The sequence below is a fragment of the Pseudomonas sp. VE 267-6A genome (assembly GCF_024126555.1).
Classification (GTDB): Bacteria; Pseudomonadota; Gammaproteobacteria; order Pseudomonadales; family Pseudomonadaceae; genus Aquipseudomonas; species Aquipseudomonas palmensis.
Window position 1 is genome coordinate 178095 of the sequence record NZ_JAMYBY010000009.1, and the last position, 15045, is coordinate 193139.

Sequence of the window (15045 nt, forward strand, 5' to 3'; positions counted from 1 at the left end):
TATATAAAAACAGTACAGGGGCTCGCCATGTTCACTCCAGCGCCTGTGCGTGGTCGCGGTACCGCGCACAACCCGCACAACCGCTTCGCCCCTGCCCGCTCTGTGGCCGAGGATGATGGCTGGTACCAGGAGGTGCCGCTGACCCAGGGCACCGAAGTCCGCATCGAGACGGCCAAAACCATCATCACCCGTAACACCTCGCCCGACCTGCCCTTCGACCGCTCGATCAACCCCTACCGAGGTTGCGAGCATGGCTGCCTATATTACGCTATAAGACACTGGCACAGCTTTTATGGTGCTCTTGGCCTTGCCCTGACCCTGCAAAGGATTGAGAATGAGGCATAACGCTATCAGGCAAGGAATGCGGTTGAGTGATGGGGATTGATAGGTCAAATCGACTGCTGACGTTGCCAAAGAGCTAATTGGGTATTCATAAGCAAATTTATAATGAGCTAAGGAACAGCAAGATGGGTGGGATTTTGGGCGGGTTGCTGGCGTTTTACATACTCTGTAAACCTCTGGAATGGGCGTTATTAAAAAGATTTTTCACCAGCTTCAATGTGATTGTTGTGTTTAGCTCGGCCATAGTTTTTTTTGCAATACTGATTTTGTGGTATTTAAAAAGGAATGAACCATACGCTTTTCATCCTTCATTATTCGTGGACTATTTTTTGGCAGCGATAATACTTCCGTCAGTGCGTATATTTTTTAATAAACGCAAAACAAAAAAGCAATCGCAGCCAAGCGTTTAATAATAAAGGCAGGTGATTATTATGGGCGACTTCGAAAGAACTTTTGGAGCAGGGGCGAATCTCGACTCCATAATAGATGGATATAGTAGGGAATATCGTAGGGAGCAGAGAAGCTCTGTCGCTTACTCAAAGGCTACGCCTGCTGATACAGGCGCGAAGACTTTTTCATCGTTTCAAGAGGCATTGAGTTGGGCCAAAGCTAATCCGGGACAGGCGATCACCAGAATTCCGGGCCAAGAAGGATTCATGGTTAAAAATCGTTGATTAAAAGGACAAATAGCACGGCTGCCTGTGTCACGCTATAAGACACTTAATTGAAGGCCAGTATCAGCTCGAAAGAAGTGAAAAATCATGGGCGAAATGATATCGTTTTGACATGCGATTAAGGAGCTTTTGCTAATGAAGAAATGGATATATCAGAAATCGCTGGCGATATGCTTGGGAGCATTAGCACTTTATATACTGATTTGGTGCACTGTCTCATATATAGGCGTTCAGGTGACATACGTCCTTGGGCCTATAATCCTAATATTCGGTCTGATTGCTTACTTTGCTGCTCCATCTGAAAATTTAACTGATAAGGAATAGTCGATGAAGATTTTAAAGTTTCTTTCACTTGGTTCGCTATTGATAATCGCAATAAATTTTGGCCTTGCACTATACTCTTCAATGAACGGAAACTATGATGTTGGTTATGTGCATCGTATGGTTTCCTTCATTTTTATATTTGTAATTTCTACTGCTCTATGGTTGATTGTTTCTGTGTTCAAGAAATTTAAAGCAAGAGAAAATAGAAATTAATTTAAGGCTTTATTGGTTATTACGCTTAAAGCAAGAACTCACGCCTTTACAGGCGTCAAAGGTGAGATTGTTAAAGTTATCTTGAATAGACTTCTACAATCTCATTACAAGAGCCATTTTGAAATTTGAACTTATGTGCTTCTGTAATTAGATGGTTGTCAGAGGTGCGAGCAGATTTAAAATATGTTTTTGAAACGCAGTTGGAAAAATTAATATTTTCTTGTCTTTGTTGTTCCTTGGCTTTTTCAATTCTGTTGTATTCAGCGACTGCTTGCTCATGTGCAGTTTTAGAAAATGCTTTTGGATTGACATAAAGAACAAATACAAAAAAACAAAAAGCAATAAAACAAGTGTCGCAAAATTTACAATATCCCATAGTCCAATTTTTTGTTATATCTGAATTTTACATTTTTGCTTTTGATTCTGCTTTAAAAAAGAGCACATTTTTTTTTTTCATCACATATGGTAAACAGGACAAAAAGTGCAACTATAAAAAAGCCTCAAATGAGGCCGTTTTTCTTTTTTGTATAGTAAGTTCTTCTACTAATACCTAACTCAATCCAAGGTTGTGATTTTGATTCACCTGTCTGCTTTTTCATACCCTTCTCACGTCTTAATAATTCCTTTTTCTCCTTGTCTCTACGTCTTTTTTCGTCGTCAGAAATAATAGTTTTTAGATGTTTTTGTTCTTCTTCTGTAATGCTGAAAACATTGATTAAATAAGAGTTTTTAGGTGTGTAAAGGGGAATATAATCATTGTGCTTTATTGCATTGATTGAAGTTTCAAGATTGTATTGCCTAACTCTATTTTCAAGAGTGCTTAAATCAGTAAAGCGCCAATTTTTATCCTTAAAAACTTTTTGTCCGATTTTTTCTGCTTGCTCTTGGAACTCAACGAAATTGATACGTCCAGTTATACCCATAAAATTGCAAATCCAAAATGTAAAATTCATGCGTTCGCCAGTTACGTCTTCACGAATTGCGATCAATTTTAAGAGGTCTTCATAGCGTGCTTTTGCAAGTGTTCTGGTGTTTTTAGCGATGAAGTTTTTGCTTGGTTCTTGCTTCGGTTCGTTAGCTACTGGCAATGCCATAGCCTTCTTAATAGTAGGCTGAATTTCTTTTAGAACTCTTGGTTTAGGTTCTTTCTTAATGCCAAGCACTTTATCAAGGTCTTCTTGCTCTGTATGTGGTTCAAGAACTTGAAGCATATAGTCGAAAGACTGATTTTCGTGAACTTCAAGTAATTCAGCACGTTTACCAGTTTTGCCATTTATGGTTCCACACAATCTTAAAAGCCTTGCAACATCAAGCGCTTTTGTGTCAGAACCAAAATCTTCAAATAACTTATTGATGACTCGCTGGGCGATTTTCCATTTCTGAACATTCAAAGGCGTTCTATATTTCCCTTTTCTGTTCTTTTTGGAAAGTTGGAAGACTGGCTGTTTCTCTTTGAAAATCCATTTTAAGTAGTATCCGTTACCTGAATACATTATCGTAGGATAGGGTAAATTATTAAGGTGACATACATCTTTCACATCGTTTATTAGTATTTCGTGTGTCGTGCCTTTGTATTTTTCTGTCTTATATGTGTCTAAATCGCAGGACAACATAACGAGGTTACAAAGTCTTTTTTCGCTTCTACCGAAACTGAATTGATTAGATGTTATATAGCAGTTTTCAGCATCACGATATAATTCAAGAGATTTTTCTAAATCTTGAACTTCGTATGTATTTTGTAAAAAGCCATTTTTGTATTGTTCGCCTTTTAAACATATGGCGATTTTAGCGAATTTAGGGAAGTCTTTTAGTTCACGTTCTGATTGAACATGATAGTTGAGAGGCTCATAAATATTTTCAAAAAAGTTTGTTAATGGTCTTGCTTTTTGAAATTGTGCGGTATAATAAGTATGTAAGTTCAATTGAGATAATGTTTGGTCGTGCTTTCATTATAACAATTAAAATTTAAAATCAAGTCCCTAATGGGACTTTTCTTTTATTTAAGTTTTGGTAAGTGTCTACGCTTCTTTTCTTCCTCTGTTTTTACCGGAGTTTCATCTGGCAGGGTTTTAGGAGGTGGCTCGCTCCGAACTGGCTCGGCGGGCGGCGTGGCTTCAATTGCTGGCGGTTCTGGCTTTCTGTGCAAATCCAATTGAGCCTGGAACGGCTCATGGTCAAAGGCTTTGTAGCGCTCTGGGTGCAGTGCATATCTTTCAAGCAACTCTTTCAAATCTTGCGCTTTGGGTGTGTAGCCTTCAATTTCAAGGCCCATAAGACAGCCCACAAGCCACGCTTTACGCTTGAACGCATCATCGCCAAATAGATCGTATTTCGTGCCTCCATTCTTCTCTTGAAGGGCTTGAAAGCCAGCCTTGATGGACATTTCCGTTGGATTTTGAAAACTGCAAAAATTGTCAGAAATTACGAAACTTGATTTGAATTTAGGATTATTACTGGTGAAGGTCTTGCCGTCCTGACTATCAAATTTCTGATAAAGCAGTTTTTTCTTGTTTGGTTTATCGAAATTTCGCTCTGGCGATATAGAGCCAAAGCCACAAGGTTCAGCGGTTTCTTGTCTGGGTGGTGCATCTTCATAACTGCGCATCAATTCGACTAAACGACCTTCATCATCGATCTCAAAATGCTGGGTGAGTTTTGAGATTTGCAAGCCTGCGGAGCTTGGTTTTATTGATGTTGTGCCTTTGGTGATATAATACCCTGACGCTTTTGATGGGTCTTTTTTGCTATTATTCAGTTTGATTGTGTAGCCGTTTAATTTGAGCAGATCGAAAAACTGACGTGCTGTTTTTGAATTATCAAGTAGTGATTTCAATTCTTTCTTGTATTTTGCTTCATCACTTTGCTTGCCGGTATGGTGCTCAAATTTTCTTGCTCCTGCGGTTAGGTTGATACGATTTTTGTCTTCTCTTGATTGTTTGATTTGGTCGTTTTTCAAGCCATACTTTGCTTCAATCTTTTCAGCAAGATTTTCAATTTCTCGATAATTATTCTTCTTAAAAAAAGGCTTATTGTCGAAATTTCGATTTTCCATTAAAAGATGAATATGCGGGTTTTTAGTGTCTCGATGTATTGCAAATGCGTAATTTCTATCACTGCCAAAGTGTTTTTCAACCAGTTCATCAGCAATGGATTTCAATTTTTCATCACTAATTTCACTGTGGCTTTCTTCAAAACTAATGACATAGTGCATTTCATTCGATTTCTGTTTTGCTGTTAATCTACTATTGAAATCGTCTTGAATGTCTTGCGATGTTTGCTTTAAATTAGTGAAGTCAATAGGAATGTTGCCACCTGTGGCAGAGCATTTCTTTTCATTGAAAATATAGGTGGCAAGGTTTTTTGTGTTCGCTCTTATGCGTGGAATTTCTTTGATTAGCATCTTGTCACTCGATGCTAATTATTCTTTTCAAAGTTTCGAGAGACTCTAATAAACGGCTTTGAAAGCTTGGAAAAGTATTGAGAAAATATTCGTTGAAATCTTCGATTTTGAGATTTTGAAAATTTTGATGTGACTGACTTGCGACATTCGTAAATGCGTTGATTTCAGTGGCGTGCTGAGTAAAGAAATTAGTTTCAAATTTGAGTTTATAAATCTTCAATTCAAGCATAAATTGATAAAACAAATCATCAAATGTAAGGCTTTGATTTTCTTTTTTTAGTGCTTTGAATTTTGACTTTATAAGAGTGAAATCTTTATCGGAGTAAGTTAGATTTAATTTCTTAGACTTCTTGCTTTCATCATCAAAAGGTGTTGCTTCTGTCAAGCAAGTTGCATTGCTGTTTGGCTCCGCTCTGAAAGTTTTAGTGCTGAAAAGAAGTCTGGAAATATCTACTCTTGACTGTCTTAAAGTGCGAACTATTTTATCAGCATCTTCTGTTTTGTATTCAGGCTTTTTCCTGATGTGGTTAGTATAGTTATTGGTTGTATTAGAAAGTGTCTGATTGTATTTTCTCAAAATCAAGTTGCTTTCATTTGTTACGACTATATAGGTGGCGCAGTCATAGATAATAAAGTCTTTGAACGCCTTGGCGATTGAAAATTTATCAGCGGAAACGCTATTGAAACTAACAATAAAATCTTTTAGAACTTCGTTATTTATTGCTGTAATGCAAGGGCATATTCTTCTAACTGCTGTTGATGTTTTTGATGTTGTCATTATTTAAAATGTTTGTTTTATACCTTAATCGTAACATATTTTTTTCAAAAATCCCGCCTTAATGATTTTAGTATACAACCCTTGTGGGAGTATACTGTTGTCCCGACAGTATGGAGGGCAAGCGTAAAAAGAGGAAAAACCGCCAGCGTTTTCCTCCTTTTTACTCTGCTTGCTTCTTTTGATTACGCTTTTGATGTGATAGTTGTAAACAACCCCTTTGATTTCATTAGTCATAGCACAAGAAAAAAACGGATTTTTAATCCGTTGTTTTCTTGTGCTCACTTCTTTAAATAGAGTTCGTGAGTCTCTTGCATCACTTGCTCAATGATTGCGATATTTGAGAAATCAGAATCAAGAGTAAATTCATCTTCAAGAACAAATCTTTTTATGCCGTTTTGAAATTCAATTAGCATCGTTGGTATGCCAATACCACGCTTGCCTCCAGGTTTTTTCCGCCAGAAAAAATGGATCTGCTTTACAATTTTTCGAAGATGGTTGTTGATTTGAATTCGCTTTCTTACGCCATCTTCTGACCTATCATTTAGCAAAGCAAGAATATTTTCTTGTGAGAACGATTTGCTAATTTCTTGCTGTTCAACATGCTCGTTTTTGGTTTCGATTAGCTTTTGTAGTTCAACAGCCAAGGCTTTCAATTCTTGTTCGTTTTCTAAAAGTAGGTCAGTTAGAAAATCTGGAATGTCCCTACTTTTTTCAACTGCTTCACGTATCTGTCTTTTGAGATTTGAGCCTTGCTTTTCTTTTTTTGAGATATTTGATTCAGTGGTTTTGATTTTTTTATTTAGATCAAGAATTTCTTCATCATTATTGAAAACTTCTGTCATATTCAACTTTTCAGTTTTCTCAAAAAAATTCTGCATTGCTTCACTTGCATCATATGAAAGTCGATGCGACAAAGTGCATTTTCCAGTCATTGAATTAGTGCAGATATAGTAGTGCTTGTTAGGTCGTTCTTCGCTGGATTTATCCATATATCGAATTGTGCCGCCACAATGATAGCAATAGATAAACCCTTGAAAAACATTTAATCTGGTTTTGTTGAATTTACCAGCGAACGGTTTTCGCCCTATGGTTTTTTCTTGAACCTCATCGAACATTTCTTTTGAGATAATGGCTGGATAATAATTTTCAATAGTCGAGCCTTCGGCGAAAAGTTTCATTTCTCCGTTTTCATTTTCTTGAAACTTCATCGGCTGGTGCTCACCAATGACCTTGCGATTTTTTAGAAGATACTGAACTTGATGAATAGAATATTTCTTGTCATTAGGTTCAAGCCATTCATTCAACAAACGAGCTGTTTCACTTAACCCGTTGGTCAAAGCAAGCTCAAACATTTTTCGGATTTTTCGAGCTTCATTTTCGACCACGACAAAACGAGCATCAGATTTTTCAGGGTCTTTGTTTCTGATGGAACCTTCAACTGAAATCCAGCTTGGTGTTTTTCGAGTCTTTGGGATTTTCAAAGAACGCATTTCTTTTCGATAGATGTTCCAAGCAGCGCTTGTAAAATCTGATTTTCGTTCTGACTCTTTGTTGGCTCTGTCAAATTCGATAATGACATTGAAAAAATCCGAACTGATTAAATTTTCACGAGTGTAGATTTTGCCAGTGTCGAGAATTGCAATATCAATTCCTTGACTTAAAAGGTCGATGAAAATTCGAGTCGATTTGATGATTTTCTGTCTTGAAAGCCTGTCGAAGTTTTCGATTAGCAAGATGCTATTAGGCTCTACAAGCCCGCTCTGGACGAGATCAATGAAACCGCCAAGCTGACCTTGCGTTGCGTTTTTTCCTCGAAAAGCGGACACGCCAAGGTCTTCCAGAGTGCTGTCCACTTCAAGGTCGTGCCGATTTAGGAAGCTCTCAATGTCGCTTTGGCGAGCGTATGACGTGCCAAGCTCCTGCTTTTTCGATGAGAAACGAATGTAGGGGTAGCATTTACGTGGCATCTGAAAGGCCTCCAAAGCACTGGTGTCTTTTAGAGTAACACGGCTGCATCTATTGCTATGCCCGCCCCAGCCACGCCTACTGGGACCTGTCGCCGGGGCTCGATTTCGAGACCAAGCTGATCGCCAAGACCAACGCGGCGGCGGTGCTGGAACAACAGCTGTCGAAGAAAGGCTACGTGTGCGCCCCGATCAACCTGGGGTCCAACACCGACCCGTACCAGCCCATCGAGCGCGAACAGCAGCTGACCCGGCGCCTGCTCGAAGTGCTGCTGCGCTACCGTCACCCGGTCACCATCGTGACCAAGGGCTCGCTGATCCTGCGCGACCTCGACCTGCTGGCCGAACTGGCACAGCAGCGCCTGGTGTCGGTGATGATCAGCCTGACCACCCTCGACGACGAGCTCAAGCGCACCCTGGAACCGCGTGCCGCCGCGCCCAAGGCGCGGTTGCGGGCGATTCGGGTGATGCGCGAGGCGGGTGTACCGGTAGGTGTGCTGTGTTCGCCGATGATCCCGATGATCAACGACAGCGAACTGGAACACCTGCTGGAGGCGGCCAAGCAGGCCGGGGCACTGCACGCGGCCTACATGCTGCTGCGCCTGCCGCTGGAGGTGGCGCCGCTGTTCGAGCAATGGCTGCAGGATCATTACCCACAACGTGCGACCCATGTGCTGAGCCTGATCCGTCAGAGCCGTGGCGGCGAGCTGTACGACAGCCGTTTTGGCGCACGCATGCGGGGCGAAGGCGTGTTTGCCGACTTGCTGGCGCAGCGTTTCGACAAGGCCATGCGCCGCCTGGGACTGAACCGGCGTGAAGGCCATGCGCTCGATTGCAGCGCGTTCTGCCCGCCCGGTGGGCAGTTGTCGCTGCTGTAATGCATTAATGGGTAGTTGCCATTAATGCTTTTTTGCTAGTATCCGAGGCCCGCCCTTTTGTTCTGGAACGCCCGTTCTAGAGCCTCCAAATTCAGTTTGAGTTAAGTTTTTCCGCGTAGCGTGAAACGCCAGGCAGCCGCACTGTGCTTTATTGAGCGTGAGCGACATCCAAGCTTCATTGCGTTGTCTGAATCTTGAACCGGTAAAATGGACTTACCTTCAAACCGTCAAAGAGGATCAACAATGAAAGACCAGGACCCCTCTCAAAACGGCCCGGCTGATCAAGCCGAAAGCGCCGATGCCGCACTGAAGCATATCGTCGACGGCTTTTTGCATTTTCATCATGAAGTCTTCCCGCAACAGGAAGAGCTCTTCAAGAAACTCGCCACTGCGCAGAAGCCGCGGGCGATGTTCATTACCTGCGCCGACTCGCGCATCGTGCCCGAACTGATTACCCACAGCTCCCCAGGCGATCTGTTCGTGACCCGCAATGTGGGTAACGTGGTGCCGCCCTACGGGCAGATGAACGGTGGTGTATCCACGGCCATCGAGTACGCGGTGATGGCCCTGGGCGTGCAGCACATCATCGTGTGCGGGCATTCCGATTGCGGGGCCATGCGTGCCGTGCTCAACCCGCAGAGCCTGGAGAAGATGCCCACGGTAAAGGCCTGGTTGCGGCATGCCGAGGTGGCGCGCACGGTGGTCGAAGACAATTGCCATTGCCACAACGAACACGAAAGCATGCAGGTGCTGACCAAGGAAAACGTCATCGCGCAGTTGCAGCACCTGCGTACCCACCCTTCGGTCGCCTCGCGCCTGGCGGCCGGCCAGTTGTACATCCACGGCTGGATCTACGACATCGAAACCAGCGAAATCACCGCCTATGACGCGGTAAGTGACCGCTTCCTGCCCTTGCAGAGCGGCCAGCCGATTCCCTGCGCCACCCCGCGCGGGCGCTACTAGCCACACCTCATTCGCAACAGGGTGACTGAAGGCTGCACGTTCGCGTGCAGCCCAGGTAGTCGGCTGCCTTGAATTTCCATGAATGCCTTGCCGGCCTGCCGGCGGCTTGCGGCTGCCCGCGTGGCGGCGTTACTGCGGCGTGCGGGCCAGCGGAATGGCCCGGCGTGATCGATAGAGGGAGAATCAAGGTGAACATGACGCAATTGAAAGCGGCCCTGCCGCGTGAACTGCTGGCTTCGGTGGTGGTGTTTCTGGTGGCGCTGCCGCTGTGCATGGGCATCGCCATCGCTTCCGGCATGCCCCCGGCCAAGGGTCTGATCACCGGCATCGTCGGTGGCCTGGTGGTGGGGTTCATCGCCGGCTCGCCATTGCAGGTCAGCGGCCCGGCGGCGGGCCTGGCGGTGCTGGTGTTCGAGCTGGTACGCCAGCATGGCATGGCCATGCTCGGGCCGATCCTGCTGCTGGCGGGCCTGCTGCAACTGCTGGCAGGGCGCCTGCGCCTGGGCTGCTGGTTCCGGGTCACGGCGCCGGCGGTGGTGTACGGCATGCTCGCCGGTATCGGCGTGCTGATCGTACTGTCGCAGGCGCATGTGATGTTCGACGCCAGCCCGCAGCCTTCCGGGCTGGCCAACCTGACGGCGTTCCCACAGACCGTACTGCAGGCGCTGACCCCGGAAGGCCCCGGCAATGCCTGGCAGGCGGGTGCGTTGGGCCTGGGCACCATCGCGATCATGTGGGGCTGGGAGCGCCTGCGCCCGCAGCGTCTGCGCTTCGTGCCGGGGGCCTTGCTCGGGGTGGCGCTGATGACCCTGCTGAGCCTGTGGCTGGCGTTGCCGGTGAACCGCGTGGTCGTGCCCGCCAACCTGGCCGAGGCCATCGACTGGCTGCGCCCCGCCGACCTGCTGCAACTGGCCAACCCGCACCTGCTGGTGGCGGCGCTCGCCCTGGCATTCATCGCCAGTGCCGAGACGCTGCTGTCGGCGGCAGCGGTGGACCGCATGCACAGTGGCCAGCGTTCGGACTTCGACCGTGAACTGTCGGCCCAGGGGGTGGGCAACATGCTCTGTGGCGTGCTGGGGGCGTTGCCGATGACGGGGGTGATCGTACGCAGTTCGGCCAACGTGCAGGCCGGTGCGCAGACGCGGCTGTCGGCTATTCTGCATGGGGCATGGCTGCTGGCGTTCGTGGTGGTGCTGAGCAGTGTGCTGCAGCAGATCCCGGTGGCGAGCCTGGCAGGTGTACTGGTGTACACCGGCTTCAAGCTGGTGGACTTCAAGGCGTTCCGCGGGTTGGGGCGCTATGGGCGCATGCCGATGTTCACCTACGCGGCGACCGCACTGGCGATCATCTTCACCGACCTGTTGACCGGCGTACTGCTGGGTTTCGCCCTGACTTTGCTCAAGCTTGCGCTGAAAGCGGCGCGGTTGAAGATCAGCGTCAGCCACTTGGATACGCCGGGGCACCTGGAGCTTCGCTTGAGCGGTGCGGCGACGTTTCTCAAGGTCCCGGCACTGGCCCGGGTGCTTGATAACGTACCAGTATGTACCACGTTGCATGTACCGCTGGCCCAACTCAGCTACATCGACCACGCGTGTCTCGAGCTGCTGGAGGACTGGGGCCGGGCGAATGCGGGCAATGGATCGGTACTGGTGATCGAGCCGCGCGGGTTGAAGCGGCGCACCGAGGGGCGGGCGCGTATGGCGGCAGGGCTTGGCGCCTGAACGAATCGCCAGCAAGGCTGGCTCCTACACGGGGTGTAATCCTGTAGGAGCCAGCGTTGCTGGCGAAGGCTGCGCCGCCGAGCCGGTCAGGCCGACTGATCCAGCTCCAGCCCCACGCCCAGCTGGCGCGACAGGCACGGCCAGCGCTTCCACGCCGCGCCGGTGTCCGGGCTGCTCAGCTTGTCGCGGTAGGCCTCTACCGATTCGAGCGCGAAGCTTTCGTCGTTGAGCATTTCGTCCACCGAGTGGTGCACCACCTCATCCAGCTGGTTGGCGAATGCCTCGCCGATCAGCTGATGCGCGATCAGGTTGGCCACGGTGGTATCCAGTGGGATCAGTGGCTGCTTGAAATGCTTGATGTACAGGTCGTTCACTTCCTCCACCAGGCGGTGCGCCAGGTAGGCCTCATCCAGCAGGCAGCCCAGGCCGACCTGGCCATGCATGATCGCCGGCGGCTGCAGGAAATAGGCTTCGGCAATTTTCAGTACCGGTTTGATCTGCGACTCGATGCCCGCCTCGCGCGCCACCGCATTGGCGGCCTCCAGCAATTCGGGTACCTGATCGATGTACGCGTCGACAAACCCCACAAGCGCCGCATGCGGGTCTTGCTCAGGCAGGTTGATCGAGGGATGCAGGTGGGGCAGTTGCACTTCAAGTTGCTTTTTCAACTGGCCGGTTTGGACCTCATGTTGACGGGCACGGGTGATCTGCTCGCGCAAAGCGGCGATGTTCATGACAACTCCAGGGACAAGGGAAACACACGGATGACATAAGGTAGCTCGGTTCGAAAAAGAGTTAAGACGGATTTGTCATAAACGATTTGCGTTTATGTCGCTGTAAGGCATATCAAATGGCCATCAACCCCCTCTCGGCGATTTTTTGCGCGGTCCGGGCGGCTGTCTATACTCCGCTTTGAAAGTGATTGGTTGATGAGGCCCGCCTGCTGTCCAGCAGGGGCTCGCCGTCGAAGTTCGCCGTCTTGACGCCGTACCCTTAGCCGTAGGCCCTGCCTCCGGGATAACAAGAATCATAAGGGGAACCCGCAATGATGCGACATCCACATGCCTGGATGGGCCTGCTGTTGTGGTCACTGTTCACGCCGGCACACGCCGCCTGGACCGTGAATATGGCGCCGGGGGCGACTGAAGTCAGCAACGCCGTGTTCGACCTGCACATGACCATCTTCTGGATCTGCGTGGTGATCGGCATCGTGGTGTTCGGCGCGATGTTCTGGTCGATGATGGTGCACCGTCGCTCCACCGGCCAGCAGCCGGCGCATTTTCATGAGCACACCTGGGTCGAGATCATGTGGACGGTGGTGCCGTTCCTGATCTTGGTGGCCATGGCCATCCCCGCCACCAAGACCCTGGTGGACATCTATGATGCCAGCGAGTCGGACGTGGATATCCAGGTCACCGGCTACCAGTGGAAGTGGCACTACAAGTACCTGGGCCAGGACGTGGAGTTCTTCAGCAACCTGGCCACCCCCGCCGATCAGATCCACAACAAGGCACCCAAGGACGAGCACTACCTGCTGGAGGTCGATCAGCCGCTGGTGATCCCGGTGGGTGCCAAGGTGCGCTTTCTGGTGACTGCCGCCGACGTCATCCATTCCTGGTGGGTGCCGGCGTTCGCGGTCAAGCGCGATGCCATCCCCGGTTTCGTCAACGAGGCCTGGACCCGTGTCGAGAAGCCGGGCATCTACCGCGGCCAGTGCACCGAACTGTGCGGCAAGGACCACGGCTTCATGCCGGTGGTGGTGGAGGTCAAGTCCAGGGCCGACTACGACACCTGGCTGGCCGAACGCAAGGCCGAGTCGGCCAAGCTCAAGGAGCTGACCAGCAAGGAGTGGACCCTGCAGGAGCTCAGCGAGCGCGGCGACAAGGTCTACCACACCACCTGCGTGGCCTGTCACCAGGCCGAAGGCCAGGGCCTGCCGCCGATGTTCCCGGCGCTCAAGGGTTCGAAGATCGCCACCGGCCCGATCAAGGATCACCTGAACATCGTCTTCCACGGCAAGGCCGGCACGGCCATGGCGGCGTTCGGCAAGCAGCTCTCGGAAGTGGATATCGCCGCCGTGATCACCTACGAGCGCAACGCCTGGGGCAACAACAAGGGCGACATGGTCACGCCGAAGGATGTGCTGGCGCTCAAGCAGGCCGACAGCCAATGAACCGGGGAGACAGGACATGAGTACAGTCATCGACGACCACGGTCATGCCGCCCATGACCACGCCCACGGCCCGGCCAAGGGCCTGATGCGCTGGGTGCTGACCACCAACCACAAGGACATCGGCACGATGTACCTGTGGTTCGCCTTCGCCATGTTCCTGCTCGGCGGCTCGTTCGCCATGGTGATCCGCGCCGAGCTGTTCCAGCCCGGCCTGCAGATCGTGGAGCCGGCATTCTTCAACCAGATGACCACCATGCACGGCCTGATCATGGTGTTCGGTGCGGTGATGCCGGCCTTCGTCGGCCTGGCCAACTGGATGATCCCGCTGATGATCGGCGCGCCGGACATGGCCCTGCCGCGCATGAACAACTTCAGCTTCTGGCTGCTGCCGGCAGCGTTCCTGCTGCTGGTATCGACCCTGTTCAGCCCCGGCGGCGGGCCGAATTTCGGCTGGACCTTCTATGCCCCGCTGTCGACCACCTACGCACCGGCCAGCGTGACCTTCTTCATCTTCGCCATCCACCTGATGGGCATCAGCTCGATCATGGGCGCGATCAACGTGATCGCCACCATCCTCAACCTGCGCGCCCCCGGCATGACCCTGATGAAGATGCCGCTGTTCGTCTGGACCTGGCTGATCACCGCGTTCCTGCTGATCGCGGTGATGCCGGTGCTGGCCGGGGTGGTGACCATGATGCTGATGGACATCCATTTCGGCACCAGCTTCTTCAGCGCCGCCGGTGGTGGCGACCCGGTACTGTTCCAGCACGTGTTCTGGTTCTTCGGTCACCCCGAGGTGTACATCATGATCCTGCCGGCGTTCGGCGCGGTCAGCTCGATCATCCCGGCGTTCTCGCGCAAGCCGCTGTTCGGCTACACCTCGATGGTCTACGCCACCGGGGCCATCGCCTTCCTGTCGTTCATCGTGTGGGCGCACCACATGTTCGTGGTCGGCATCCCGGTGGTGGGCGAGCTGTTCTTCATGTACGCCACCATGCTCATCGCGGTGCCCACCGGGGTGAAGGTGTTCAACTGGGTGAGCACCATGTGGGAAGGTTCGCTGACCTTCGAGACGCCGATGCTGTTCGCCATCGCCTTCGTCATCCTGTTCACCATCGGCGGTTTTTCGGGGTTGATGCTGGCCATCGCCCCGGCCGACTTCCAGTACCACGACACCTACTTCGTGGTGGCGCACTTCCACTACGTGCTGGTGCCGGGGGCGATCTTCGGCATCTTCGCCTCCGCCTACTACTGGCTGCCCAAGTGGACCGGGCACATGTACGACGAAACCCTCGGCAAGCTGCACTTCTGGCTGTCGTTCATCGGCATGAACATGGCGTTCTTCCCGATGCACTTCGTCGGCCTGGCGGGCATGCCGCGCCGGGTGCCGGACTACAACCTGCAGTTCGCCGACTTCAACATGGTGTCGTCGATCGGCGCGTTCACCTTCGGCGTCACGCAGATCTTCTTCCTGTTCATCGTGATCAAGTGCATCCGTGGCGGCAAGCCGGCCCCGGCCAAGCCATGGGATGGCGCCGAAGGGCTGGAATGGTCGGTGCCCTCGCCCGCGCCCTACCACACCTTCCAGACCCCGCCGGAAGTGAAATGAGGGTGC

The 15045-nt window shown here is 50.1% G+C and carries 10 protein-coding genes and 2 pseudogenes; 7 read left to right on the forward strand and 5 right to left on the reverse strand.

Going from position 1 to position 15045, the window contains the following annotated elements; translation table 11 throughout:
• Positions 1-27 precede the first annotated feature (27 nt).
• Positions 28-264, forward strand: a pseudogene (locus tag NJH59_RS12830) (radical SAM protein); the annotation flags it as partial.
• A 509-nt stretch (positions 265-773) separates the two neighbouring features.
• Positions 774-1016, forward strand: a complete 243-nt coding sequence (locus NJH59_RS12835) for a hypothetical protein (protein ID WP_177033433.1) — start codon at positions 774-776, stop codon at positions 1014-1016.
• A 1037-nt stretch (positions 1017-2053) separates the two neighbouring features.
• Here the strand turns inward: NJH59_RS12835 and NJH59_RS12840 are convergent.
• The 4 genes from NJH59_RS12840 to NJH59_RS12855 all read right to left on the reverse strand — a co-directional run bounded on the left by NJH59_RS12840 (position 2054) and on the right by NJH59_RS12855 (position 7698).
• Positions 2054-3475 (reverse strand): hypothetical protein, encoded by a 1422-nt coding sequence (locus tag NJH59_RS12840; RefSeq protein WP_253086854.1) that lies wholly within the window; start codon positions 3473-3475, stop codon positions 2054-2056.
• A gap of 74 nt (positions 3476-3549) precedes the next feature.
• Positions 3550-4953, reverse strand: coding sequence for a relaxase/mobilization nuclease domain-containing protein (locus NJH59_RS12845; protein ID WP_177033555.1), 1404 nt, complete (start codon positions 4951-4953; stop codon positions 3550-3552).
• Between the two features lie 4 nt (positions 4954-4957).
• Positions 4958-5731: a hypothetical protein gene (locus tag NJH59_RS12850; protein ID WP_177033557.1), complete on the reverse strand. Its 774-nt coding sequence runs from the start codon at positions 5729-5731 to the stop codon at positions 4958-4960.
• 278 nt (positions 5732-6009) lie between these two features.
• Positions 6010-7698 (reverse strand): recombinase family protein, encoded by a 1689-nt coding sequence (locus NJH59_RS12855; protein WP_253086855.1) that lies wholly within the window; start codon positions 7696-7698, stop codon positions 6010-6012.
• A gap of 38 nt (positions 7699-7736) precedes the next feature.
• Between NJH59_RS12855 and NJH59_RS12860 the strand changes: the two are divergent.
• The 3 genes and pseudogenes from NJH59_RS12860 to NJH59_RS12870 form a co-directional block, all read left to right on the forward strand.
• Positions 7737-8573, forward strand: a pseudogene (locus NJH59_RS12860) (PA0069 family radical SAM protein); the annotation flags it as partial.
• Between the two features lie 243 nt (positions 8574-8816).
• Positions 8817-9536 carry a carbonic anhydrase gene (locus NJH59_RS12865; protein WP_043862274.1) on the forward strand — a complete coding sequence of 240 codons (720 nt, stop codon included), beginning with the start codon at positions 8817-8819 and terminating at the stop codon, positions 9534-9536.
• Between the two features lie 194 nt (positions 9537-9730).
• Positions 9731-11257, forward strand: coding sequence for a SulP family inorganic anion transporter (locus tag NJH59_RS12870; RefSeq protein ID WP_173925030.1), 1527 nt, complete (start codon positions 9731-9733; stop codon positions 11255-11257).
• Between the two features lie 86 nt (positions 11258-11343).
• Here the strand turns inward: NJH59_RS12870 and NJH59_RS12875 are convergent, their stop codons facing one another.
• Positions 11344-11991 (reverse strand): hypothetical protein, encoded by a 648-nt coding sequence (locus tag NJH59_RS12875; protein WP_123753542.1) that lies wholly within the window; start codon positions 11989-11991, stop codon positions 11344-11346.
• A 311-nt stretch (positions 11992-12302) separates the two neighbouring features.
• On the opposite strand from NJH59_RS12875, the gene coxB reads away from it, so the two are divergent.
• A complete protein-coding gene (coxB, locus tag NJH59_RS12880) occupies positions 12303-13430 on the forward strand; it encodes a cytochrome c oxidase subunit II (protein WP_043862277.1) in 1128 nt (375 codons plus the stop codon).
• 16 nt (positions 13431-13446) lie between these two features.
• Complete coding sequence (gene ctaD, locus NJH59_RS12885; protein ID WP_054916033.1) at positions 13447-15039, forward strand: cytochrome c oxidase subunit I; 1593 nt, start codon at positions 13447-13449, stop codon at positions 15037-15039.
• The last annotated feature ends 6 nt before the right edge of the window (positions 15040-15045 follow it).